Below are 24519 nucleotides of genomic sequence, written 5' to 3' on the forward strand. Positions count from 1 at the left end.
TGAATAGCCCTATTTGTAGAAAGTAGTTCGAACTCTAAACATATCTAGCAGGTATTTTTTTGCCCTACACCACAAAGCAAGATTGCTTAACTGTTAACCACCAAGCAGCTGTGTTAATTTTGATCGATACTAGCCTTAAATCTGTTGCAAACTAATTTACTAGACTGCAACAAGGCTGCTACCAGAAAAAGTGAAGCACTGCCTCTAGTTTGAACTCTAATGATTAACAGAGACGGCACGTGCGCAAAGGATCGCTAACCTCAAGCACGGAGTTCTTATGAAACGTATACTGTTAATTGGCTGCCTTCTTAGCGGCATAACACATCAAGCCCTAGCCCAAGAACAATGCGGCAAGGTCACTATCGCCGATATGAATTGGAGCTCTGCTTCATTAATCGCTAACGTTGACCGCTTTATTTTACAACATGGCTATGGCTGCGAAGCCGAGTTAACCCCTGGTGATACCATGCCCACCAGCACCTCTATGGTTGAAAAAGGCGAGCCAGACATCGCCCCTGAAATCTGGAGTAACAGCGTTAAAGAGCTTATCGAACAAGCGGTCACTGACAAGCGCTTAGTTATTGCCGGCAAGTCGCTATCTGATGGTGGTGAAGAGGGGTTTTGGGTGCCGCAGTACATGGTCGACAAAGATCCCAGCCTGAAAACCATTCAGGGAGTGATCGCCAATGTAAAAAACTTTGAGCACCCTGAAGATCCAGAGCGCGGTGCCTTTTATGGCTGCCCTGCAGGCTGGGGCTGCCAACTCTCTGCGGAAAACCTCTTTCGCGCCCTCAAGCTCGGTGATGCTGGGTTTGATCTTATCGATCCGGGGTCAGGAGCCGGTCTAGCGGGTTCGATTGCCCGAGCTTATGAGCGTCAACAACCTTGGTTTGGCTACTATTGGGCGCCCACTGCGGTACTAGGCAAGTACAAAATGGTCAAAGTAGACTTTGGTAGTGGTGTCGATGCAAAAGAATTTAGTGACTGTATCTCTCAAGCAGAGTGTGCCGATCCTAAAGTCACTATGTACCCTGCAGCCTTGGTACAAACAATTACTACCGCAGCATTTGCTAAAAAATCAACGTCTGCATTTGAGTATCTTGGCAAGCGCGCCTTAACCAATACACAGATGAACCGCTTATTGGCCTGGATGGAAGATAATCAGGCTGATGGCACTATCGCTGCCGAGTACTTCTTAATCAATCATCAAGATATTTGGCTTGAATGGGTTCCCGCAGAGGTGGCCACTAAAGTGAAATTGGCCATAGCCGATCTCTAAAAGTCACTATCAAAGCGAGGCCTGCTACGCCTCGCTTTTTTATCCTCATCTAGATTATCCCTAATAACAATAATAGAGGTCGTAATGGCTGACTTTTCTTGGCTCAGCGAATTTCCGAAAATGGACCGCTCTACTTTGCTGCAGATCCGTAAATATTTAGACGGTGCTTTTCGGGACTTTTCTCGCGAGTACGGCGATGTTATCGAGTCTTTATTCGATCCGCTGCTCGACTTTCTTATCTGGTTTGAAAAGCTGCTTGTGCAGTCGCCATGGTGGGCAGTGCTGCTCTCTATCACCGCTTTGGTTTATGTTGCTAGCCGCTCATGGAAGCTATCTTTAGGCGTTGTCATTTCATTCTTACTGATTGGTTATTTTGGCATGTGGCAAGATACCATGCGCACCCTTAGCATCATTACTGTCTGCACCCTATTGGCCATCACATTGGGCGTACCCATTGGTATCTTAATGTCTCGCAGTAATCGTACTCAGGCGGTGGTGACGCCCATTTTGGATGTGATGCAAACCATGCCTGCCTTTGTCTACTTGATCCCAGTGGTCATGCTACTGGGTATTGGCAAAGTCCCCGGCGTTATTGCCGTGGTCATATACGCCATTCCACCTGTTATTCGTCTAACTAACCTAGGGATCCGCCTAGTAGACAAAGAAGTACTAGAAGCGGCGACGGCTTACGGCGCGAATCCGATGCAGCGCTTGCTGGGAGTTCAATTACCACTGGCCTCTCCCACCATTATGGCCGGTATTAACCAGACGATAATGATGGCACTCGGAATGGTGGTTATCGCATCTATGATTGGCGTTAAGGGCTTGGGCCAGCCAGTACTCAAGTCGATCACTAACCAATATTTCACTCTTGGGCTGTTTAACGGTTTGGCTATTGTCGCACTCGCTATCATTTTTGATCGCACCTCGCAGGCCTACGCCAAACGGTCACAAAAACATACGCGAAGTGGCCATCATGAATAACAACTCATCTAAAGAGCCACTCATTCAAATTAGAGATCTTTATAAGGTCTTTGGCAAAAAACCAAACAAGGTTATTCCGCTAGTAAAAGAAGGTTTATCTAAGGATGACATTCTCGCACAAACCGGCCATACCGTCGGCCTTAAAGCCATTAACCTCGACATTCACCAAGGCGAGATTTTTGTGATTATGGGACTATCTGGCTCCGGTAAATCAACCTTAATTCGTCACTTCAATCGATTAATCGATCCTACCGAAGGCCAAATACTGGTTGAAGGCTTGGATGTAATGAAGCTCAATACCAAGCAGCTAGAACTGTTTCGGCGCAGTAAAATGGCCATGGTGTTCCAACGTTTTGGCTTAATGCCCCACAAAAGCGTGCTGGAAAATGTCGGTTATGGCCTAAGTGTACAGGGGGTCGATAAAGCCACTAGAAATGCTAAAGCCAAACAATGGCTGGAAACTGTCGGTTTGAGCGGATATGAAGAGCAGTATCCTTCTCAACTTTCAGGTGGCCAACAACAACGTGTCGGTCTAGCAAGAGCCCTGTGTACCGATGCCGAAATCCTGCTGATGGATGAAGCTTTCTCCGCACTCGATCCACTTATACGCAGTGAGATGCAGGACCAGTTGATAGAGCTGCAAAAAGAGCTACGTAAAACCATTATCTTTATTACCCATGATCTCGATGAAGCGCTACGCATTGGCGATCGTATCGCCATTCTCAAAGACGGTGAACTGGTTCAAGTCGGTGAGCCAGTCGATATCTTGCTCAACCCTGCTGATAATTATGTAGATGCTTTTGTCAAAGATGTAAACCGTCCGCGAGCCCTGACAGTTGAAACGGTTATGAAGCCACCCGCATTTCGCCTCACTGCCGACACGATAGGAGAAGCACTTAAACAGATGAAACGCATTCCTGCTAACTATGCCTATTACGTTACCGATGAAGGCTTTCAGGGGGTGGTGTGCCAAGCAGCGCTAGAAGATGCCGTCAAAGCTGATGAACAAGCGCTAATGGAAGACTTCAAGGTAGAAGAGCTAACCCCTATTTCACAAGATGCACTGCTTGAAAGCATTATTCCCGCGACAATGGAGTCTGATTACCCCCTCCCCGTTGTCGATGCCGATGGCGACCTACAAGGCGAACTTTCGCGGACTCACTTAGCCGACGTGCTATCGGATTTCTATAGCGACGCCGACAGCACAGCCAATACAGACCTACAAAAATCAAACTTAACTCATAAGGATAAATGATGATCCGCTACACACTTGCAGCTTCATGTATCGCCCTTGCATTATCCGCGAATGCAAGCGCCACCCCAATTGATGAAGAGCTAGAAGCGTTAAAAGCCCGCATCGAGCAACTTGAGGCTCAGCAGCTTCAGTCTCAACAGCTTGAACCTGAACAACTTGAGCCTCAACAGCTTGAACCTGAACTGCTCGTCGTCGAAGAGCAGCAAAAGGAACCAGAGAGCAGCGTCAATTTTGGCGGCGCCGTGCGTGTCAATTACACCTATGAAGACTATGATGACGACAATGCTGACCGTGGTGGCGATTTTGATTTTGACCTGTTCCGTATCGATGTGTCAGGCAATTATCAAGACCTAATCTTTTCTGCCCAGTACCGCTGGTTTGAGTACATGAATGTGATTCAGCACGCTTGGATTGGTTACAACTTTGATGACAAACAACAAGGTAAAATTGGTGTCACTCAAGTGCCTTTTGGTATGTTAACTTACGCATCAAACAACTACTTCTTCAGCTCTAACTTCTATCTCGGACTTGAAGATGACCATGATATGGGCTTGAACTACACCTATAAAGGCGATAACAACCAAATTGATTTTGCCTTCTATAAGAATGACGAACAAGGCGGCCTTGATGGCTTTGTCTCAGACCGAACCGATCGTTATGCCTACGATGTTGTTGGTATCCGTTTACCTGGAGAAGGTGTCTATGATGCCCCCAGTGACGGTTACGCTGCAGCTGAGGTGAATACCTTCAATGGTCGTTATGCTCACAATTTGATATTCGATGAGCTCGAAGTTGAACTGGGCGCGTCAATCCAAGCCGGACAGCTTGATATTGCCAATGGCACCGATGGCGATAATGTCGCTGCAGCCATTCACAGCGTGGTTAACTACGATCGCTGGAACGTTAAATTACAGCTGACCGACTACAAATACGATGTCGATGGCATGGATGTAGAACGTATTGTGGTAGCCGCATATCATTTTTACGACTCTATTCCAGCAGAAGCCACGACTTATATCGCCAACGTGGCATACAGCTTACCTGTAGAGATAGGCCCGATATCCAACCTAACCTTCTATAACGATTATTCGCTGGTTACCGATAAATCTGCAGCACTCGCGGATACCTTTATGAACGTCACTGGTATGGCTATTGCTGCAGGTGGACTCTATACCTATGTCGACTTTGTTGTTGCAGAGAACCAACCCTTTATCGGCGGCACTATGGTGGGAGATGGCGGCACTAACACCCGCTTTAATATTAACTTCGGTTACTATTTCTAGTCATACTCTTTATACCGACAAACCTGATTTACAGGTAATAAAAAGCCCGCTTACTTTTCGGTAAACGGGCTTTTTATTAAGAGGTGACATTGATATCCGATAAACCCTAACTCTGGTTTAAGAGTGAAATAAATGACTTTTTATCTTTCTTTTCGAACTGCCACTCTAAAGAATTAATCGTTTTAAAAACAAAAGGCCCCACATTTCTGTGAGGCCTTCTGCATCAAAAGGTTGAGTTGGCCGATAAGCCGGGTCCTGTCGTGGACAGTTATTCATCTAGGCCTGCAATCGCTCACAGGCTCAAGCGACCTACCCGGTCCCAACGCGAGCAGCGCCATACGGGACCCTATTTGGTCTTGCTTCGGGTAGAGTTTACCTTGCTACGGACTATTGCTAGCCGCACGGTGCGCTCTTACCGCACCCTTTCACCCTTACCGACTTGATAAATCAAGCAGGCGGTTTCCTCTCTGTTGCACTTGTCGTCGGTTCGCACCGCCCAGGCGTTACCTGGTACCCTGCTCTTTGAAGCCCGGACTTTCCTCCCCGTTCTTGCGAACGCGGCAACTGTCTAGCCAACTCGGCGCGGATTATAGCCTAAGCGAGACTAACAAACCAAGGACTTTCACAAATACCGTCTTCGCACGCACAATATTTAAAGGCCGATGGATAAACCATGTTTATAAAGTGCGTTCTTTTTAATATCGTAAATCTGTCCCGCTACGGCGGCGGCTTTTTTCAAAGGCAGCTCTTCGCACAGTAATTTAAGCGTGTTTATCACTGTTGGCGAGAACTCTAACTCTTCATCGCTGCGATGGCCGTGACACATCAACACGATTTCGCCGCGTTGCTGATTGGGATCATCTTTTACTGTTTGCAGTACTTCACCAGCGGGACCTGACAGGAAGGTCTCAAAAGTTTTAGTCACTTCACGCGCCATCACAATTTCACGATCGCTACCTAACGCTTCAACCAGTGACTCTAGGCTGTGCACAATACGATGCGGTGATTCATAAAAAATTAACGTGCGAGGATCATCTTTCAGTGCGGTAAGTTTATCAAATCTCGCTTTCTCTTTTGAGGGTAAGAAACCTTCAAACGAGAAACGATCAGAAGGTAAACCGGAAGCACTTAATGCCGTAATCGCAGCACATGGTCCGGGCAGTGGGATCACATTAAATCCTGCTTCACGCACTTGTTTAACTAAGTGGTAGCCAGGATCTGAGATCAGCGGTGTGCCAGCATCGGAGATCAATGCTACCGCTTCACCATTACCCAGCTTTTGAATGATCCACTGCGCTCTATCACGTTCATTGTGATCGTGTAGCGCAGTTTTTCGAGTTTCAATACCGAAGTGACTCAGTAATTTTCCACTATGACGGGTATCTTCACAGGCAATAAGTGATACTTGGTTAAGTACCTCTATTGCACGGCTACTGATGTCCCCTAGGTTCCCAATTGGTGTGGGAACAATGTAAAGCGCGACCGACAGGTCCATAACTACCTCTGTATTGAGTGTTGGCAAGAGTTTCTAACAATACTTTCGCCAAGCGGAAGAGCAGGTTAAACTATTAGCAGCATCTTACCAGAGTGAAGACCCGTGTTAAAAAGACTGAATACAACAAAATTTATTTCTATCGCAATTTTATCTGCGGTTTTGTTCGGTTGCGGCACGACTTCTGCGCCGGTACAGACTGAAAAGACACAAGTTTCTTTATCCGCAGTGACCGAGACGTCATCGCAATATTTGGCCCTTGCTGCCAAAGAAAAAAATAAACAAACCCGCGATAAATATGTTTTACTCGCCGCGCATGCCTTTATCAACGAAGGGAATGCCAGCGCTGCAGATAAAGCGCTGAAATCGATTGCGCAAGATATCAGCCAAAAACCAGAGCTACTGGCGGAGCATATTTACCTTTCCGCTCGCGTATTAGAGATGACGTCGACCTATGATCATGCTCTGCAGGTGCTTAATTATCCAAGCGACTGGACACTGCCAAACTGGCAATGGGTCAGTTACTACCAGTTTAAGGCTCACCTGTATCAATTAGTTAATCAACCAATCGATCAAGTGAGACAATTGAGCTTACTGAGCCAGTATTTACCGGCCTCACAGGCTCAAGAAGTCAACGACACTATTTGGCGCTCTCTACAGCCGATTAACGAACAAACCCTATTAAGCTTTAGCAACGATACCTCTAACCCGATTTTTGCGGGTTGGGTACAACTGGCCTATATCGCTAAACACTATGCCGTCGACCCTAACGATCTGGTTCGCCACTTAGGCAGCTGGCAACAACTCAACCCGTATCATCCTGCAGCGGCAAAACTGCCCACTGACTTAGAAAAGGCACTTAACACTCAGCCTTATCAGCCAAAAAATATCGCGGTCTTACTGCCATTAACAGGCTCACGTGCAAGCGTTGCTAGCACCGTCAAGCAAGGCATTATTGCCAACTATATGGCAACCGGTGACGACAGTGTTGCACTCAACTTTTTCGATACAGCAACAGGTGCACAGGCCGCTTACCAGCAAGCCGTGGCATCGGGCGCTGAATTTATCATTGGTCCACTACTGCAAACTGAAGTCGAGCACTTACAGAATATGACTGCTGTAGGCGCTCCCGTTAACGCGGTTGGAGAGGCTGTCGCCGTGAGTCCTGTGGTGAGCAAGACCATTCCACAGCTTTACTTGAACCATATTGATACTTTTACCGCCGATCCTGATAAGTATTTCTTTGCCTTATCGCCGACCGATGAAGCCATTGATGCGGCTCAGCGCCTATACAATGATGGTATTGAACAGCCGTTACTATTAGTCAGCAATGATGCTGTTGGCCACCGCATGGCGGAAAGCTTCAATAAGGCTTGGCAAACCCTGACTAATAATCCGGCCGAAATCCATTACTATGACGGCGGCGACAAAATGAAGGTCACCGTACAAAAAGCCTTAGGCGTTATCGATAGTAAAGAACGTATTTCTCGCATTAAGGCTATTTTGACTCCTAAGATTGAAGCGGATTTTCGCTCCCGTCGCGATGTCGATGCTATCTATATGATTTCTGCCAGCCAAGATTTAGCGCTACTTAAGCCTTTTATCGACGTTAACTTTAGCGTGTTTGCTGAGCCTGTGCCTCTGTATACCACCAGCCGTAGCCGTGTTGAAGGTAACGACCGAGAAACGGCTAATGAGCTGAATAACTTAACGATTAGCGACATTCCATGGCTGATCACGCCCAACACTGAAACCCGTATGGTCAATGAGCTATGGCCTAACTGGAGTAACAGCCGTAAACGTCTATTTATTATGGGCTATGATGCGCTCGATTTAGTCGGTAAACTGGCACAAATGCGCGCCTTACCTGGCTATCAGTTTACAGGGCGTAGCGGTTTGTTATCGGTGCAACCTGACGGTACCTTGAATCGCCAGCTCAGCTGGGGCCGCTATCAAAGAGGTAACTTGCGTCCGCTATAAAGCCGATGCAGGAAGCTTTTGATAAACTTTACAGTTAAATACGCTGAAGCAAATAGTCTCGGCACAATCTTTAAGATATATTCAAATTAACGCGACAAGGATGAGCGAATTTGGCACCAGCTAACCCAAATCAAGGCCAAATTGCCGAATATGCAGCACGGCAATATTTGCAGCAACGTGGGCTAACCTTTGTCGAACAAAACGTGCGATACCGTTTTGGTGAAATAGACATAGTGATGAAAGATGGCAACGATTGGGTGTTCGTTGAGGTAAAATACCGCTCTCCATCTCAATACGGTGGTGCCGTTAATGCTTTGAGCCCAGCACAAGCAAGGCGAATTAGAAAAGCAGCAAACCATTACATACAGTTAAATCGAATCGATGCTATTTGTCGTTTCGATGTCATTGCGGCCGATCCCCAAGGGATCCAATGGATCCGCGGTGCATTTTAAATAGTTTAATTTTCATATGTACCACCAGCCAAAAGTGGACATAAATAAACATAGGGTTTATCCATGTTAGAACGCATTAAAGACAGCTTTACAGAGTCAATTCAAACTAAGATTGATGCTTCTGAAGCACTACCAGAATCAATTGCTAAAGCCGCTGAGATGATGGTTCACTGCCTGCTTAGTGGTAATAAAATCCTAGCTTGCGGTAATGGCGGTAGCGCCGGTGATGCACAGCATTTTTCTGCGGAGCTATTAAACCGCTATGAAATTGAGCGTCCACCACTACCCGCTATTGCTCTTAGCTGCGACACGTCAACAATCACAGCGATTGCTAACGATTACAGCTACGATGAAATCTTCTCTAAACAGATTATGGCACTAGGCCAGCCTGGCGATATTTTGTTAGCGATTTCAACCAGCGGTAACTCAGGTAACGTGATTAAAGCCATGGAAGCAGCCCTAAGCCGTGACATGACAATTGTATCGCTAACCGGTAAAGATGGCGGCGCGATGGCAGGCCTACTTAGCGTCAACGACGTTGAGATCCGTGTGCCATCAAATGTCACCGCCCGTATTCAAGAAGTTCACCTGCTCGCGATTCATTGCTTGTGTGACAACATCGACCACACATTATTCCCACAGGACGAACAAGCATGAGAGCAGTGCTCCCATTAATCGCGATTGTGTTAATGCTGCAAGGCTGCGCTGGGGCCGTTATGGTCGGTGCAGTCGGCGGTGCAATGATGGTTAATGACGAGCGCAGCTTTAAGACTCAAATTGATGACACCAATGCCGACTTTAATATCTCTAGCGCATTGGCTTCTCATGATGACTTAAAAAACCAGGCGAATATTAGCGGGATTGTTATGAACGCTAATGTATTGATGATTGGCCAAGCGCCGAACTCAATGCTGCGAGATAAAGCGGTTCGTACTGTTAAAGAGCTAAAGATTGGCGGTAAGATCCATAACCAGATCCGTATTGGTAATCCAACCTCTTTTACGACTCGTAGTAACGATACCTGGATCACCACTAAGGTGAAGGGTCGAATGCTCAATGAGAAAGGCTTAGATGTAACCAATATTAAGGTCGTCACTGAAAATGGTGAGGTGTTCTTAATTGGTTATGTCGAACGCGCTCAAGCCGATTTAGCCGTGGAAGTGGCGCGTAATACCGCCGGCGTGCGCAAAGTGATTAAGGTGTTTGAATATACAGATTCTTAATCACAATGCCCTTCGCCAACACCTAAAAGATCATCCCGCCTTTTGCTCGATGATTTTTTTGGGTTTTAAATTAGCCATTCTTGCAACTATCCATGGAATAACTAGCGATGGCAGTACAATAAAGCCTGCACCAACCCAGCTCAAACCGTCTAACCACTCATCGAATAGCAGCCAGCCAAACAACACACAAAAGAGTAATCCGGTGTATTCAGCAATCGCTATCTGACTCGCCTGCGCTTTACGGTAAGCCAATACACACAACCAGTGATACGCCAGTAAGAAGCTGTTACTCAGTGCCGCAATGCCGATTAAGCCCCAGCTTACGCCCTCAAAGCCCTGTACCAGTACCATCACTAATGTCAGCGGGATACTGAGCGTGTTATACAACATCAGGGTCACACTTGGATCCTCGCTATCGGGCAGCTTACGTAGCGCGAGCTGATTCAGGGCAAAAGTAAAAGCCGAGATCAGCACCGCAATCCCAAACCAGTTGATTTCGCTTGGACGCAGTAAGATTAAAATACCAATAAAACCTAAAATGGTGGCGAGCCACTGAGTTGGCGTTACCTTCTCTTTTAGAAAAATCGAGCCCATCAGCACAATCATCAAAGGGGCAGAAAAGAATAACGAGCTCACCGTCGCAATAGGTAATGACATCAAGCCCATAATCAAACACACCGCCCCTAATGCCCCCGTGTTCGAGCGGAAAAAGTGGACTTTTACATGTTGAGTCGTCGGTCTTTTAGCGTAAAACCATAAAGGCAGTAACATCAATACCGATAGTATTTGCCGTATTAACAAGAAAGTCGCGGCGTTACTTCCCTCTGGCATCCATTTAATAGAGACATCATAGAGCGCACTAAATAGGTTGCCGAAAACGAGGATAGCCATAGCAATTATGACGTTAGATTTCATCTGTTTTTCCACAGTACAACTGAATATGCGCGCATGATATCGCCCACAAAAGCCAAACTAAAATGATGTTTTTTATCCATGCATGAATTAAATTAATATCAAGATGAAGATCACCTATTAAATTCATATATTGAGCAGGTCACTATGCGCAAACTCCCGCCATTAAGAGCCTTGCAGGTTTTTGAAGCCGCAGCTAGGCAGTCTCACTTCTCACGTGCTGCAGCCGAATTATGCATCACGCAAAGTGCAGTCTCTCATCAGGTAAAGCAGCTAGAAGAACATTACGGAGAACGCTTATTTAAACGTGAGGGACGGCAGCTGCAACTCACTAGCAAAGGTGAACTGCTATATCGAGAGTTAGAACGGATCTTCAACGAGTTAAGTGACTTAAGTATGCAGATAAGCGGTGACAGTAACGAGCAACTTCGCCTTGCTGTGTACAGTTCGTTTGCGGTCAAATGGTTAATTCCAAGACTCAGCGATTTTAGACGTCAACACCCTCAAATCAAAATCCGTCTCGACATGATAGCCGATGACCCAGAACTCAGTGACAGCGTGGCAGATATGTTTATCACCGGCCAAAGCGGTCAATTAGGTTACCACCATCACTTACTGCATAAAGAGCGCTTAATTCCGGTTATCAGCCCAAGCTTACTGGCGCTAGATAGCATAGCACTGGACGAATTAGCCAAGCACCCATTGCTGACGGTTGATGAAGGTGCACTGGGGCTCGATTGGGACCGCTGGTTTGTGGTAAACAACTTAGTGCCACCCGCAGAGCAACAGCAACATATTTTTAGTCATGTGTTGTTAGCGATAGAAGCGGCTATAACTGGCCAAGGAATTGCGCTGGCATCTGACTTTATGGTGCAAGCTGATATTGATAAAGGGGTATTAGTAGCGCTTGATTTACCCGATATTTTGACTGGATTTGAGTTCTATTTCAGTTGTAAACAGCGCCGCCTCAAAGAGCCCGCTATTGCAGCATTTGTTGCTTGGTTAAGTCGCCAATAACGCGATCAAACTGAAGCAAGAAAGCTTAAGCAATACGACTTAAGTAATAAACTTAAGCAGCAATAAAAAAGCCAGCGATAATAGCTGGCTTTGAATCAATTTTAGGACCAGATACCGAATTAAACGATAAGCCCAATCTTTTCGTATACATTCTTGATGGTAACTTCAGCGCGAGCCTGTGCCTTTTCGGCACCGTCTTTCATCACTTTAGCCAAGAAATCGTGGTCTGCGCGGTATTCTTTAAAGCGCTGCTGTAGCGGCTCAAGCATACCGACAACGGCTTCACCCGTAGCCACTTTTAAATGACCATACATTTTGCCTTCAAACTCGGCTTCAATACTCGCAATCGATTGACCAGTACAGCCTGACATTAGGCTGATTAAGTTAGATACACCTGGCTTTTCAGCAACATCAAAACGGACTACTGGTGGCTCTTGACCATCTGTCATCGCCTTCTTTATCTTCTTCATGACAGCTTTTGGGTCTTCAAGTAAGCCAATAACGTTATTACGGTTATCATCAGACTTAGACATCTTCTTTAGCGGATCTTGTAGTGACATCACCTTAGCACCATGCTCTGGGATGAATGGCTCTGGGATCACAAATGTTTCACCATAAGCATTGTTAAATCGGGTCGCGATATCACGCGTAAGCTCTAAATGCTGCTTTTGATCTTGGCCTACTGGAATTTCGTTCGCTTGATAAAGCAAAATATCTGCCGCCATCAACACCGGGTAACCAAATAAGCCCACGTTAATGTTATTAGCATGCTTTTGTGATTTATCTTTAAACTGCGTCATGCGGTTAAGCTCACCCATCTGGGTGTAACAATTTAGTGCCCAGCCAAGCTGCGTATGCTGTGGAACCTGAGACTGAATAAATACCGTGCTCTTCTTAGGGTCAACACCACAAGCCAAATACAGTGCTAGCGTATCAAGACATGCTTCACGTAATTTAACTGGATCTTGTCTGACAGTAATCGCATGCAGGTCAACGACGCAATAAAGGCAATCATGACTATCTTGCATTGCAACCCACTGACGTAACGCGCCCATATAGTTGCCGATGGTCAGCTCGCCTGATGGCTGCGCTCCGCTTAGAACTACGGGTTTCGTTAGAGGGTTCGTCATTTTGTTTATTGCTCCGTTGCTTTATCGCGCAGTTTAAGTAGCGCGGTTATTTCACTAAATTGTTCACATACGGCGTCGGGGCCGCTTAGCCCGATATCTTCACCGTAGTTGTAGCCGTAGGTCAAGCCCACAGAGGCAACCTTAGCCGCTTTTGCCGCTAATATATCGTTCTTTGAGTCGCCGACCATCAATAATTGCTCTGTTTGCAACTGCCATTCATGCAAAATGTGCTCTAATGGCAATGGATCCGGCTTCATCTTAGACAGTGAGTCACCACCAAGCACGATGCTAAAATACCCATCAATATTGAATGCTTTCAATAATGGAATGGTAAATTCAAAAGGCTTATTAGTCACAATTGCCATTTGATAGCCCGCTTGTTGCAGCTGAAATAAAACAGTTTCAACATTTGAGTAAAGCACACTGTGCTGCTGCAGGTTTAACTTATAAAAATGCATAAAGCGCGGCATAGTGCTTTGCAGCTTTTCTTCACTCACTTGAGCATCAAGAGAAAAACTGAGCGCTCTGCGCATCAACATCTCGGCGCCATTACCTACCCAGCTGCGCACCATATCATCGCTACACAGTGGCAAATTCAGCTCAGCTAGCGTCGCACGAGTCGCTGCGGCTAGATCTGGAACGCTATCAATTAGCGTTCCGTCTAAGTCAAATGCTACGGCTTTAATTTGACTAAAAGTGCTCATTGGCTACGCCTCAACAGTCGCTAATTCGCTGCGCATTTCATCAATTACCGCTTTGTAATCAGGCTTGTTGAAAATGGCAGAACCAGCAACAAACATGTCTGCACCCGCTGCTGCGATTTCAGCAATGTTGTCGACCTTTACGCCGCCATCGACTTGTAAACGAATGTCATAACCACTGTCATCAATCAACTTACGCACTTGACGCAACTTATCTAATGTAGACGGAATAAATGATTGGCCACCAAAACCCGGGTTTACAGACATCAACAAAATTACATCTAACTTATCCATTACGTGATCAAGGTAGTGCAGTGGTGTAGCTGGGTTAAATACTAGACCTGCTTTGCAGCCTGATTCTTTGATTAACTGCAGGGTACGGTCCACATGCTCAGAGGCTTCTGGATGGAAAGTTATAATTGAGGCTCCGGCAGCAGCAAAATCAGGGATGATACGGTCAACAGGCTTCACCATTAGGTGCACGTCAATATCGGCAGTCACACCATAGTTACGTAGCGCCTGGCACACCATAGGACCAATGGTTAAATTTGGCACATAATGATTATCCATGACATCAAAATGAACCACATCAGCCCCCGCGTTTAATACGGCATCGACATCTTCACCTAGACGAGCAAAATCGGCAGATAAAATAGAAGGAGCAATCAAAAATGGACGCATAACGAACTCACTTTAATGTTTAAGAAGTACGCCATTCTACCTGCTGTAGCCATAGCCCTCCACACCTGAGCGCCCATTTCAGCTAAATTGCAGAGATAAAATATTTCACCTAAACAATGAAATAGGATTTACACGTAAAAAACGTTTAAAATATAGCCTGCTTTGTTATACTATCTCGACGAGTTACAAAGGAAGTGAATAAAAGGAGGCGTGATGAAAGGATTTATACAGAATACTGCAGTGCTAAAATCTGTTGCTATTCTTGCGCTTGGCTTTACAGCGATAACCAGTTTCGCACTCTCTTCAAATCGAACCGACATTGCAGCAAATACAGCCTGTGCATGCGATAGCGACTCGAGTCAGTACAACCCTAGTCTACCTGCTAGCCACCCGAGTAATCGCTGCGCTGAACAGATGAGCGACTTAAGCTGGCAAAGCTGGTTAACCGGTAACAGCCAGACCAATCAATTACACTTTATCGATCTGTTTGAACTGTTATATGGCCATGAAAGCGCGCCTATCAGTAAGAACACTCCACTCAACAGCAAGTAATCAACAACATGCTGCGCCGCTTGTGGCACATATTCTCTAGTACTTTAGCGGCATTTTTTGGGGTACAAACAGAGCAGAATCGCGTAAGAGACTTTCAGACATCTTCACCCGTTCCCTTTATCATCATGGGCATAATATTAGCGATTATGTTTGTGGCTGCGTTACTGTTTATCGTTAGGCAGGTATTAGCATAATCCCTAGCCTAACGAGATTAGAAATTTAATCGTTTTCGTTATGGTATGAATCATCATACAGCGCCATCAGCTCATCGACTTTTTTACGGCCACTGCCCTTCTGACTAATATTACGCTGAACTTGAATCGTACCGAAACGAGCACCGTGGTATAACTCACGCGTTAACGGAATATCATGGTTACTAATCAGTACAGGAATACCACGCTCGATAGCTGTATGGCGTGCATGCCTCGCAAGCAAAGCCTGATCATCCAATGAAAAACCGCTCCCAACATAAGTCGTAAAACTGGCTGTCGATGACAAAGGTGCGTAAGGCGGATCGCAATACACCACATCACCCGCTTGGGTCAGACCTATAGCTTGCTCATAACCGATGCACTGGAATTCGGCTTTTTGAGCCTTTTCAGAAAAAGCTCTGATCTCTTTTTCTGGGAAGTAAGGTTTCTTATACGAACCAAATGGCACATTGAAGCCACCCTTACGGTTATAACGGCATAAACCATTAAAACCATGACGGTTCATATAGAGGAAATATACTGAGCGCGTAAAAGGATCTTGCGTGGCATTAAAAGCTGTACGTATTTTGTAGTAAGCCTCTTTTTCATTCATCTCAGGAACAAAAAGCGCTTGAGCAGCTTTGATGTATTTCTCAGGCTCTTTTTGCACAATCTTGTACAAGTTAATCAGATCATGATTAATATCGCACAATAGGTAACGACTATAATTGGTATTGAGAAATACTGAGCCAGCACCGACAAAAGGCTCGACCAGGCGGTCACCTTCAGGTAGATGTTCTGATAAGGCTTCAATCAGTTTAAATTTTCCGCCAGCCCACTTTAAAAAGGCTCTTTGTTTTTTAATCATTTAAATTGATTGAACACTGTGAAAAAAAGAGAGCTGATGATTGTACTCTGTTTATTATTGAATTTCACGAGTTGGAAGTACATCTTGTAGCTCATATTCATTAAGATTTTGCCAAGCTCGGATCCACGGCTCAGAAATTCCCGTTTTAGCCATTAATAGTGCCGACTGTTCTTGCGCACTTTTTCGACTAGAAAACTCTCCGAGTAGCACTACCCACCGATTCTTATAGCGCGCCACTTTAACTTGAGGAATATCTTCAAGCCTTAAAAGTGTGTTACGTAAAGAGTCTATCTTTTTTACACTCGCCAGCTGCAGGGTATACCCCTCTATTGGTCTACTGGGTAACTTTGCAATCGAGTCAACAGTTTCCGCTATTAGGGCCGCCTCTTCACGATGCTTTACAGCCTTGGTCAGTACTTTATTTGGCTTGTTACTTAACTCTGGCTGTATTGCATTCACTTGCTCTTGCTGCTCAGCTGCAAACGTCGAGATTTGCTTGGCTTCGTATGTAGTGACTTCAGTTGCATTAGAACCATCAAAATTGCCAAAACCCGATAAGGCTAAATGAGGTATTGGGCGGTAATGCTGCAGGATGCGCTTGGCATATTCAATAAGAAAGGTGTTATCTGGGCCAAACCGTTCGTCAGCATTAATCGCAAACGTAACCTCTTTAGCCTCAACATCTTCTGCGCTCTGATTACTATCAATTAGCAACCAACTCGCTAGCAGGGCAACAATGCCTAATGTTGAAGCGATAATAATCGTTTTTAATCTAGACTTTTGCAGTAACTGAACTTCCTCACCATTAAGCGCAAGCTCAAGTAAACCAACCACTTCTTTAGGTGTGCCAAGTTGCATCTCTAATCGGTTTTTAACTATATCCCTTGGAGTAAACGGTTGCTGTTCACTACGGCTTAATAAAGTGTAATAAAGGCCTTCGCGCTCAACTTGCTCTAATGGCTCAATATGTATGGCTAATACTTGCTCCAACAGGGGGGCTGGCAGCTGTTTGGTGACATCATTAAAAAACTCGGCAGGCGATGTCATTAAAATTTTAATCGACTTACCAGACAAGGATAGTTGACTAAGTACAATACATTCTGCCCAGATCTCAAGCGGCAATAGATGGGCGTCATCGAGTACGATACAGCTCTTGGTAGGCAGAGAGCCTATGACACTCAGTAAGCATTCTGGTAAAGGGGTTTCATCATCAAATACAGGATCGCTGAGTAGCTGAACCAATATTTTGCGCCTGATTTCAGCGCTATCGCAGTGTTTAGGACAAATAACTAATGCGGAGCTATGGTGCTCTAACTCACTGAGCAGTGCGGTAGCCAAAGTGGTCTTACCCGCACCATCGTCACCGGTTAACACCATCAACTGTTCGCCATACAAACTGAGATGTAATAGACGATGCAATAATGCATCTTGGCTTGGTAGTAGCGCAGCACCTGAAAACGACATCTAAAGTTGACCCCAATTCAGTTGTGACAATAAAGCCTTAGCATTAATTTTAGGCAACAAAAATCCACAACTATTCCTAAAGGGCATAGCCAGCAAAGAATAATCGAAGACTTGTTTTTTTATATTGAGTTTAGCGTTCACCGACCACCTGCAACATAATTTATGCGCAGTTGATAACCTCTTCCAGTAGCTCATCGGTAACGTCACTGTAGATCCCTGCTTGACCAATGCCTTCAGGTAAAATGAGTCGTAACTGACCTTTGAGCACCTTCTTGTCTCGGCGCATATGCTTAATGAATTGTTCAAAACCCATTGTTTCGGGTGCGGTTATCGGTAAATCAAATGCCGCTAATAACGCCGTTATTCGACAAACAATTGACTCATCAACCAACCCAAGCTTATTTGAAGTTATCGCAGCAAGGACTGTGCCAGCTGAAACGGCCTCACCATGCAACCATACACCGTAGCCCATTTCAGCTTCAATAGCGTGACCAAAGGTGTGCCCGAGATTCAGCAGTGCACGCACAGCTTGTTCGGTTTCATCCTTTTCTACGACTTCGGCTTTAATTTCACAGCAACGGCTAATTGCATACTCGAGCGCTTGTGTATCCAATGATTTCAACGCTTCAACGTTGTTTTCAAGCCATTGGAAAAACTCAGCATCCCAAATCACCCCATACTTAATGACTTCCGCCATGCCAGCTGCGAATTCACGTTTAGGTAGCGTGCTTAAACAATTGGTGTCAATTAATACACATTTCGGCTGATAGAAGGCTCCTATCATGTTTTTGCCTAATGGGTGATTAACTGCAGTTTTACCACCAACAGACGAGTCCACTTGAGATAACAGCGTTGTTGGAATTTGGATAAAATCCACACCACGTTGATAGCTCGCCGCGGCAAAGCCTGTCATATCGCCAATTACACCACCACCTAAAGCAACTAATACCGTATCACGGCCTAAGTTTTGCTCTAGTAATGCAGTGAATATCGAATTCATCTGTTCGAGGGTTTTATATTGCTCTCCATCGGGCAGAATGACAGGAGTCACGCACGCGAAACCCGACAGCATAGCTTCTACCTTTTCAAGATAGAGAGGCGCTATCGTTTCATTAGTGACGATTAGAATGTTTTTATGTTGAAGATAGCGAGCCAAAGGCTCGCAACTACTAAACAAATTCTGGCCAATTTCAATTGGGTAACTGCGCTCTCCGAGCTCTACCAGAACTTGTTTCGTCATATCTTAAAAACCTAACTGTTCAATAATTTGGTTTGCAACAACTTTGGCGCTTTGCTCGTCAGTCTTAACAATGACGTCAGCAATCTCTTCATAAAGAGGATTACGCACCTCGGCTAGGTTCTCTAGCACTTCTCTTGGGTCATCAACCTGAAGCAATGGACGACGCTTGTCTCTTTGCGTACGAGCAACTTGCTTATCAATAGTTGTTTCTAGGTAGACAACGATGCCGCGTGCAGAAAGATTATTACGGATCTCTTTGCTTTGAATCGAACCACCGCCTGTTGCTAAGACAATACCTTGTTTTTCGGTTAGATCAGCGACAACCTGTGTTTCACGGTTGCGGAAACCCTCTTCACCTTCAACATCAAAAACCCAAGCGATATCAGCACCTGTACGGCTTTCAATTTCTTGATCTGAATCGTGGAACTCTAAGTGCAGCATCTGTGCCAGATGACGGCCTATAGTGCTTTTACCAGCCCCCATAGGGCCTACTAGGAAAATATTACGTTTTTCGGCCATTTGATTTATACGTCTGAATCTTATTTAAGTTTGCCTACGTCAACTCAAATAAACGGAGTTGACCTTTAATCTTACCTTGCTCTATTGAGACTTGACCGCTGATTATCTCAGCTAAGTGCCATCTATGGCAAGCGGGGAATGCATTTCTATCGAAAATGTATCGACCAAAACGGCAAAGCCAGCGAATTATACTGGCTTTGTACGGCTAAATAATTTATAGCGCTTCTGAGACTATCTTCGGCGTAACAAAAATTAGCAATTCTTGGCGTTCATTTTTATCGGAGCTATTTCTGAACATGAAGCCTAAATAAGGGATGTCACCCAATATCGGCACTTTACTCACTCGGCTAATCAACTGTTGCTGGTAAATCCCGCCTAATACAACCGTCTCACCGTGGTCCACCAGCACTTGTGTGCCAATGCGTTGCGTATCAATTGAAACCGCTTGTCCTGTCGGTGTATCTACCGTTTTACCTTGAGAATCTTGAGTAATTTCAAGATCCAAAATAACACGATTATCAGGCGTAATTTGCGGCGTCACACGTAATGATAGCACAGCCTTTTTAAAGGTTACCGTTGTTGCACCACTAGAGCTTGCTTCAACATAAGGGATCTCCACACCTTGCTCGATATATGCCGCTTTTTGGTTCGAGGTGGTGATACGTGGACTGGCGATAATTTCACCCTTGTTTTCTTGCTCTAAAGCGCTCAACTCAAGATCCAATACCGTGCCATCTGCAAGCTTTGCCACATGAAATGCAATACTTGTTGGATTAGCCACAGCGGCAGGAAGGTTAACGTTTAGGCGATCACTTAAGCTTGGAACCACACCGTTTGCGATATCCCCCGCCCCTTCAAGACTACCTGAAGTGCCTTTATCGCCTTGCTGATCTGTGACCCCCCAACGAACACCGAGATCTTCAGAAACATCGTCTTTTACCGTTACCATACGAGCTTCAATCAATACCTGTTTAATTGGAATATCCAGTACCTCAATCAGGCGATGAATATTTTCCAATGTCTCTTCAGTATCTTTGACTAACAAGGTGTTAGTACGCTCATCAACGGCAACACTGCCGCGAGAGGTTAATAAACTAGAATCATCACCTTTTAACAATGCCGCGATATCTTTAGCCTTCGCATAATTAATCTGTAAGTATTCGGAGTATAGCGGAGCCAGCTCTTTTACTTCCTGGCGATTTTTTAGCTCTTGGCTCTCACGGATAGCGATCTCTTCACTAGGGGCAATCATCAAGATATTGCCTTCGATTCGCTTATCCAAACCTTTAGCTTGCAAGATAAGATCTAATGCCTGATCCCAAGGCACATCATCCAATCTTAAGGTGATATCCCCTTCAACCGTATCACTGGTCACTAGATTGAAGTTATTGTAATCAGCAATAATCTGTAGCACGGTTCTAACTGAAATATTTTGGAAGTTTAATGACAGCGAGCGTCCATCATATTTCTTCTCTTCCTTCACAATATTCATGCGCTCTGTTTTCTTCATCGTTAACTTAAATAAGCTACCGTCTTGCTGATAGTTGTACTCATAGTCACCATCAATATCGAGAAGAAAACGGGCAGTTAGATCTTCTTTAAAGGTTTCAAAGCTTTTAACTGGGGTAGCAAAATCATACACATCCATGACGTATAAAAAGTCACTCGGGATTTCTGTATTATAAAGTTTTAGTTCTAGCTTGGCGCCAACCTGCTCAACGTTTGCAGCCACAGAGCTGTTATTTAGCTTGACTAATAACTCACCACCACCATCGGCAGTCCGGCGAAAATCGATATTTTCGATGTTATTAACGAACGGACTTTTACCACTTGAACTCTGGCTCGCCACCTCGTCATTAATGGTTAAACGATAGGTATTGCCAACGACTTTACCTTGATAAGGTTTAACCTTGTCTAGACCAATAAAAACCTGTAAATCATTACCATTTGGCACAGTACTAACCGTTTCAACCCCTACCGTTTTAATTGGTAAGCTTTGCTTTTCTAGTGCCGAAATACTGTCTTCAAACCCTAAAATAATCTGAGCTGGAGACGCCTTTAGATCGATATCGGGTTCTTGAATATCATTCTCAAAAATTAACTGTAGCTCGAGCTGATGATCGACTACGGCGTGATATTTAACATCAATGAGTCGGTTAGCGGCATACGAATGCTGAGTCATACCTACGATTAATGCGAAACCAATAATAGCCTTAAATAAAGGCATTACCTTATAACTGGCTTGTGGCGTGGTTGAAGATCTCATTGTTCCCTCAGTCATCTCTTATTATTCTCCAGTCAATTCCATACTACTGTTGCGTTCCGTCCAGCAGCCAGATCCATCTGGTATTAATTCTATTATTTCGACAGTTTGTGGTGTTACTTTAGCTATTTGTCCATGATAAAGACCTAAATATTGCCCTACACCTAAACGGTAAACACTGCCATCTGTAGTCTCAAGTAGAGCCCAAATATCATCTTTCTCGCTTAACGTACCTCGCATTCTTAAGTTGTCTAATGCGTAGGTTTCTAATCGCCCTTTACGGCGCTTAAGATCCGGTTGTAAACAGTCCTTCGTCGTGTCGATGACTTCTTCAGTTAATTCCCTTGAAGGCGGCACGTATGGACTTCTCATTAAATCGGCTTGATAAGAAAAGTGCTCAAATTTTGGCGTTTCTTTCAAAGGCGGAATATGGGCAACATGTTGAGCTTTTGTCGTTGTCACAAACAGCTCAAGATCGCTTTTATCTCCGACACAGCCTGCCAATAACACTGACACAATTAGAAGCGGTAGCGGCTTTTTCATTTTGCAGCCCCCTTCTTACCCTTAGCGGGTAATTCTGCGCCCTCTTTAAAGCGGTAAGTCTTTGCCAGGATATCCATACCCAGTTCGCCAGAGTCATTACGCTTAATCACAAAGTCATGCAAACTGACAATACGCGGCAACTTTGCCACTCCACTCACTAAATGACCTAGTTCATGATAGTCACCGCCAACCATGATTTTAATCGGAAATTCGATATAAAAATCGCGGGTGATTTCTGACTCCCAATCTAGACTCTTAATATTCAGCCCCGAATCTGTCGCTACAAATGTTATGTCGTCCAACAAGCCCGGCATTTCATTTTTTGAAGGCAACATTTTCAGCAGTTCAGCAAACTGTATTTCCATTATCGCCAGCTGTTCACGGTACAACTTTAGATTCGCCGCCAATTGGTACTTTGACTTAAAATCTGTTTTTAACTGTTGCTCTTTAACTTGTTCAGCATTGAGTGTATCTAGCGCGTCTGAAACAAATAGAAAATAGCCACCAATAAAAACACACACGGCTAAGAGTGCTGCAAATACAATTTTGACTAGCTGCGGCCAAGCACCGATGTTTTCAAAATCAATATCGTTAAACTGACTTAAGTCGAGGTTCATTTACTAGCCCCTTTCATTTCATCGCCATTGATTATGGTCACCCTCAATGTAAATCGCTGTAGCTGTCTTAGCTCTTCATTTTGCGCCACAATCGACTGCATATTAGGGTCTTGTAACCAAACTGACGCCGCGATCTTTCTCATCATATTGGCAACGTTATTGTTTGATTCGCTACGTCCTTCTATCCACAGCATGCTGCCTTTCTTTTCGATGCTAGAAAGATAAATTCCAGGGGGTACCACTCGCACTAGCTCATCTAAAACATGAGTCGGCAAGTTTCTCGATTGCTGCAGCCCTAGAATAATTTCAGTGCGTCGCTCAATATCTTTTTTACGAGTACGAATTTTAGTAATTTCGGCAATCTGTGACTCAAGAAGTTGGATCTCAGATTGAAGGTAGGCATTACGGCTTTTTTGATCATCGATAAACATATCGATCGTCATTAAAGACAGGTACACCACTAAACCAGAAACTAAGAAGACGAGCGCTAAAATCCCTGTGTAATCACGCTTCTGCTTCTCTCTTGCCTCTTCGCGCCAAGGTAATAAATTTATGTTCGCCATTCTGAATAGCTCCTTAGCGCTAATCCACAAGCCAACATATATTTACTAATTTGAGGCTGGAGGTGGCTCTTTATCGCCTCATCGGCATGTAAGCAGCCTTGGAATGGATCGGCAATAATAGTATGAATACCTAGCTCGTTAACCATTAGATTAGCCATACCTTCAAGTTTCGATGTTCCACCACACAAAACAATATGGTCAACTTTATCGCGACCACTGGACGTGCAGTAAATTTGTAAGGTTCTTTTTATTTGTTGTAGTAACTGAGTCTGGAATGGCGATAAAACTTCAAATACATAATTGCGTGGCAGATCACCCTCAAGCTTAGCCTTTTCAGCCTGCTCATAGGTCATGCCATAAAAAGATAAAATTGACTGGGTAAACTGCTCACCACCGAAGGCTTGCTCTCTTACAAATGTAGTTTCACCATGCTCTACAACTGAGAATGTCGTGATGTTGGCCCCGATATCCACCAGCGCGACCACTTTGTCGCTAACATCATCCGGTAGTTGGCCTGCGATCATGTCAAAAGAGCGCCCTAGCGCATACCCTTCAACATCAACCACTTTGGCTTCTAAATTTACCGCATCGAGCGAATCACTTAAGCTATCGATATTTTCGCTGCGGCAGGCGCTTAATAGCACATCGACTTTAGTGGGATCGGTACGATTGGTACTTAGCGTTTCAAAATCAATATTCACTTCATCGAGCGAGTATGGAATGAGGTTGTCGGCTTCAATTTCAATTTGAGCCTCCATCTCTTCTTCACTTAATGCCGAATCCATATAAATAACTTTGGTCATAACTGCCGAGCCAGAAACAGCGACAGCAGCAAATTTTGTGGACTTGGGTAATACGCGTTTGATTTGCTTTAACGCGTCAACTACTGCTTCACTATCACGGATCTCATGATCATTAACAGCTCCCTTTTTTAAAGGAACGGCAGCATGACTTAATATTTTATACCCATCAGCAGTCTTACTCAGCAGAATCGCTTTGACTTCATGGGATCCCACATCTATCCCAACCATCTGCGGAGCCTGACGCTTCCAAAAATTAGAAAGCATAGTCCATAGTCACTTTTATAGTTATTGTATCCAAAGTAGATTAGCACAAAACCAACTCGTTATAGCTATTTGTACAAAATGTTTCGCCAATTTACAATTGCATTTTTTTTGACGCCAAACACTCACTTACAGGCAACCATAGTGTGCGCTCACCCGATTTAGGTTACATTTTCAACATAACTGCTACTTTATTCTTTATGATAGCGATATAAACTAGAAAAATACCCAACATCAGTCATAAAA

General features: G+C 44.6%; 25 protein-coding genes and 1 other RNA gene. 11 read left to right on the forward strand and 15 right to left on the reverse strand.

The annotated features are described in order from the left end of the window. Nucleotides 1–277 precede the first annotated feature (277 nt). The 4 genes from ACVBJC_RS15555 (at nt 278) to ACVBJC_RS15570 (ending at nt 4801) form a co-directional block, all read left to right on the forward strand. Entirely contained in the window at nt 278–1279 is a 1002-nt protein-coding gene (locus ACVBJC_RS15555) for an ABC transporter substrate-binding protein (protein WP_447161826.1), read from the forward strand. 84 nt (nt 1280–1363) lie between these two features. Beyond that, on the forward strand, nt 1364–2263 hold the full coding sequence (locus tag ACVBJC_RS15560; RefSeq protein ID WP_447161827.1) for an ABC transporter permease: 900 nt from the start codon (nt 1364–1366) through the stop codon (nt 2261–2263). After that, on the forward strand, nt 2256–3518 hold the full coding sequence (locus ACVBJC_RS15565; protein ID WP_447161828.1) for a quaternary amine ABC transporter ATP-binding protein: 1263 nt from the start codon (nt 2256–2258) through the stop codon (nt 3516–3518). Before ACVBJC_RS15560 ends, ACVBJC_RS15565 begins: the two co-directional genes overlap by 8 nt. Continuing rightward, on the forward strand, nt 3518–4801 hold the full coding sequence (locus tag ACVBJC_RS15570; RefSeq protein ID WP_447161829.1) for a carbohydrate porin: 1284 nt from the start codon (nt 3518–3520) through the stop codon (nt 4799–4801). Before ACVBJC_RS15565 ends, ACVBJC_RS15570 begins: the two co-directional genes overlap by 1 nt. Nucleotides 4802–5029: 228 nt before the next feature. On the opposite strand, the gene rnpB is transcribed toward ACVBJC_RS15570, so the two are convergent. Next, nucleotides 5030–5381, reverse strand: an RNA gene (rnpB, locus tag ACVBJC_RS15575) — RNase P RNA component class A. 72 nt (nt 5382–5453) lie between these two features. Then, nucleotides 5454–6296, reverse strand: a complete 843-nt coding sequence (gene rsmI, locus ACVBJC_RS15580) for a 16S rRNA (cytidine(1402)-2'-O)-methyltransferase (protein ID WP_447161830.1) — start codon at nt 6294–6296, stop codon at nt 5454–5456. Between the two features lie 102 nt (nt 6297–6398). Between rsmI and ACVBJC_RS15585 the strand changes: the two genes are divergently transcribed. The 4 genes from ACVBJC_RS15585 (at nt 6399) to ACVBJC_RS15600 (ending at nt 9948) form a co-directional block, all read left to right on the forward strand. Continuing rightward, on the forward strand, nt 6399–8273 hold the full coding sequence (locus ACVBJC_RS15585) for a penicillin-binding protein activator (protein ID WP_447161831.1): 1875 nt from the start codon (nt 6399–6401) through the stop codon (nt 8271–8273). Nucleotides 8274–8383: 110 nt separating this feature from the next. Continuing rightward, nucleotides 8384–8725: a YraN family protein gene (locus ACVBJC_RS15590; protein WP_447161832.1), complete on the forward strand. Its 342-nt coding sequence runs from the start codon at nt 8384–8386 to the stop codon at nt 8723–8725. Nucleotides 8726–8788: 63 nt separating this feature from the next. Continuing rightward, nucleotides 8789–9382 (forward strand): phosphoheptose isomerase, encoded by a 594-nt coding sequence (locus ACVBJC_RS15595; protein WP_012279127.1) that lies wholly within the window; start codon nt 8789–8791, stop codon nt 9380–9382. Further along, nucleotides 9379–9948 (forward strand): BON domain-containing protein, encoded by a 570-nt coding sequence (locus ACVBJC_RS15600; RefSeq protein ID WP_447161833.1) that lies wholly within the window; start codon nt 9379–9381, stop codon nt 9946–9948. The genes ACVBJC_RS15595 and ACVBJC_RS15600 overlap by 4 nt, the downstream gene beginning before the upstream one ends. A 30-nt stretch (nt 9949–9978) precedes the next feature. Here ACVBJC_RS15600 and ACVBJC_RS15605 read toward each other — a convergent pair whose 3' ends face one another. After that, on the reverse strand, nt 9979–10863 hold the full coding sequence (locus tag ACVBJC_RS15605; RefSeq protein WP_447161834.1) for a DMT family transporter: 885 nt from the start codon (nt 10861–10863) through the stop codon (nt 9979–9981). Nucleotides 10864–11007: 144 nt separating this feature from the next. Between ACVBJC_RS15605 and ACVBJC_RS15610 the strand changes: the two genes are divergently transcribed. Further along, a complete protein-coding gene (locus ACVBJC_RS15610) occupies nt 11008–11877 on the forward strand; it encodes a LysR substrate-binding domain-containing protein (protein ID WP_447161835.1) in 870 nt (289 codons plus the stop codon). A 119-nt stretch (nt 11878–11996) separates the two neighbouring features. On the opposite strand, the gene trpS is transcribed toward ACVBJC_RS15610, so the two are convergent. From trpS to rpe, 3 genes are read right to left on the reverse strand one after another with little or no spacing between them, the layout of a single operon-like run. Further along, nucleotides 11997–13007, reverse strand: coding sequence for a tryptophan--tRNA ligase (trpS, locus tag ACVBJC_RS15615; protein WP_447161836.1), 1011 nt, complete (start codon nt 13005–13007; stop codon nt 11997–11999). 5 nt (nt 13008–13012) lie between these two features. Then, nucleotides 13013–13711: a phosphoglycolate phosphatase gene (locus tag ACVBJC_RS15620; protein ID WP_447161837.1), complete on the reverse strand. Its 699-nt coding sequence runs from the start codon at nt 13709–13711 to the stop codon at nt 13013–13015. 3 nt (nt 13712–13714) lie between these two features. Beyond that, nucleotides 13715–14389 (reverse strand): ribulose-phosphate 3-epimerase, encoded by a 675-nt coding sequence (rpe, locus tag ACVBJC_RS15625; RefSeq protein ID WP_220778473.1) that lies wholly within the window; start codon nt 14387–14389, stop codon nt 13715–13717. Between the two features lie 213 nt (nt 14390–14602). Here rpe and ACVBJC_RS15630 point away from each other — a divergent pair, with 213 nt between their 5' ends. Further along, the gene (locus ACVBJC_RS15630) at nt 14603–14941 is read left to right on the forward strand and encodes a hypothetical protein (protein WP_447161838.1); all 339 of its coding nucleotides are present in this window, start codon (nt 14603–14605) and stop codon (nt 14939–14941) included. A gap of 8 nt (nt 14942–14949) precedes the next feature. Continuing rightward, on the forward strand, nt 14950–15135 hold the full coding sequence (locus tag ACVBJC_RS15635) for a DUF2970 domain-containing protein (RefSeq protein ID WP_447161839.1): 186 nt from the start codon (nt 14950–14952) through the stop codon (nt 15133–15135). Nucleotides 15136–15160: 25 nt separating this feature from the next. On the opposite strand, the gene ACVBJC_RS15640 is transcribed toward ACVBJC_RS15635, so the two are convergent. The 9 genes from ACVBJC_RS15640 to ACVBJC_RS15680 form a co-directional block, all read right to left on the reverse strand. Continuing rightward, entirely contained in the window at nt 15161–16000 is an 840-nt protein-coding gene (locus tag ACVBJC_RS15640) for a Dam family site-specific DNA-(adenine-N6)-methyltransferase (RefSeq protein WP_447161840.1), read from the reverse strand. A 54-nt stretch (nt 16001–16054) separates the two neighbouring features. Then, nucleotides 16055–17464: an AAA family ATPase gene (locus ACVBJC_RS15645; protein ID WP_447161841.1), complete on the reverse strand. Its 1410-nt coding sequence runs from the start codon at nt 17462–17464 to the stop codon at nt 16055–16057. A 160-nt stretch (nt 17465–17624) separates the two neighbouring features. Further along, entirely contained in the window at nt 17625–18704 is a 1080-nt protein-coding gene (gene aroB, locus ACVBJC_RS15650) for a 3-dehydroquinate synthase (RefSeq protein ID WP_447161842.1), read from the reverse strand. A 3-nt stretch (nt 18705–18707) separates the two neighbouring features. Beyond that, on the reverse strand, nt 18708–19223 hold the full coding sequence (gene aroK / locus ACVBJC_RS15655; protein ID WP_012279139.1) for a shikimate kinase AroK: 516 nt from the start codon (nt 19221–19223) through the stop codon (nt 18708–18710). A 214-nt stretch (nt 19224–19437) separates the two neighbouring features. Further along, entirely contained in the window at nt 19438–21450 is a 2013-nt protein-coding gene (locus ACVBJC_RS15660; protein ID WP_447161858.1) for a type IV pilus secretin PilQ, read from the reverse strand. A gap of 60 nt (nt 21451–21510) precedes the next feature. Next, nucleotides 21511–22029, reverse strand: a complete 519-nt coding sequence (locus ACVBJC_RS15665) for a pilus assembly protein PilP (RefSeq protein ID WP_447161843.1) — start codon at nt 22027–22029, stop codon at nt 21511–21513. After that, the gene (locus ACVBJC_RS15670) at nt 22026–22646 is read right to left on the reverse strand and encodes a type 4a pilus biogenesis protein PilO (RefSeq protein ID WP_447161844.1); all 621 of its coding nucleotides are present in this window, start codon (nt 22644–22646) and stop codon (nt 22026–22028) included. The genes ACVBJC_RS15665 and ACVBJC_RS15670 overlap by 4 nt, the downstream gene beginning before the upstream one ends. Continuing rightward, nucleotides 22643–23209: a PilN domain-containing protein gene (locus ACVBJC_RS15675; protein ID WP_447161845.1), complete on the reverse strand. Its 567-nt coding sequence runs from the start codon at nt 23207–23209 to the stop codon at nt 22643–22645. The genes ACVBJC_RS15670 and ACVBJC_RS15675 overlap by 4 nt, the downstream gene beginning before the upstream one ends. Continuing rightward, nucleotides 23197–24276, reverse strand: a complete 1080-nt coding sequence (locus tag ACVBJC_RS15680) for a pilus assembly protein PilM (protein ID WP_447161846.1) — start codon at nt 24274–24276, stop codon at nt 23197–23199. The genes ACVBJC_RS15675 and ACVBJC_RS15680 overlap by 13 nt, the downstream gene beginning before the upstream one ends. Nucleotides 24277–24519: the final 243 nt, after the last annotated feature.

The sequence above is a fragment of the Shewanella sp. 0m-6 genome (assembly GCF_052977325.1).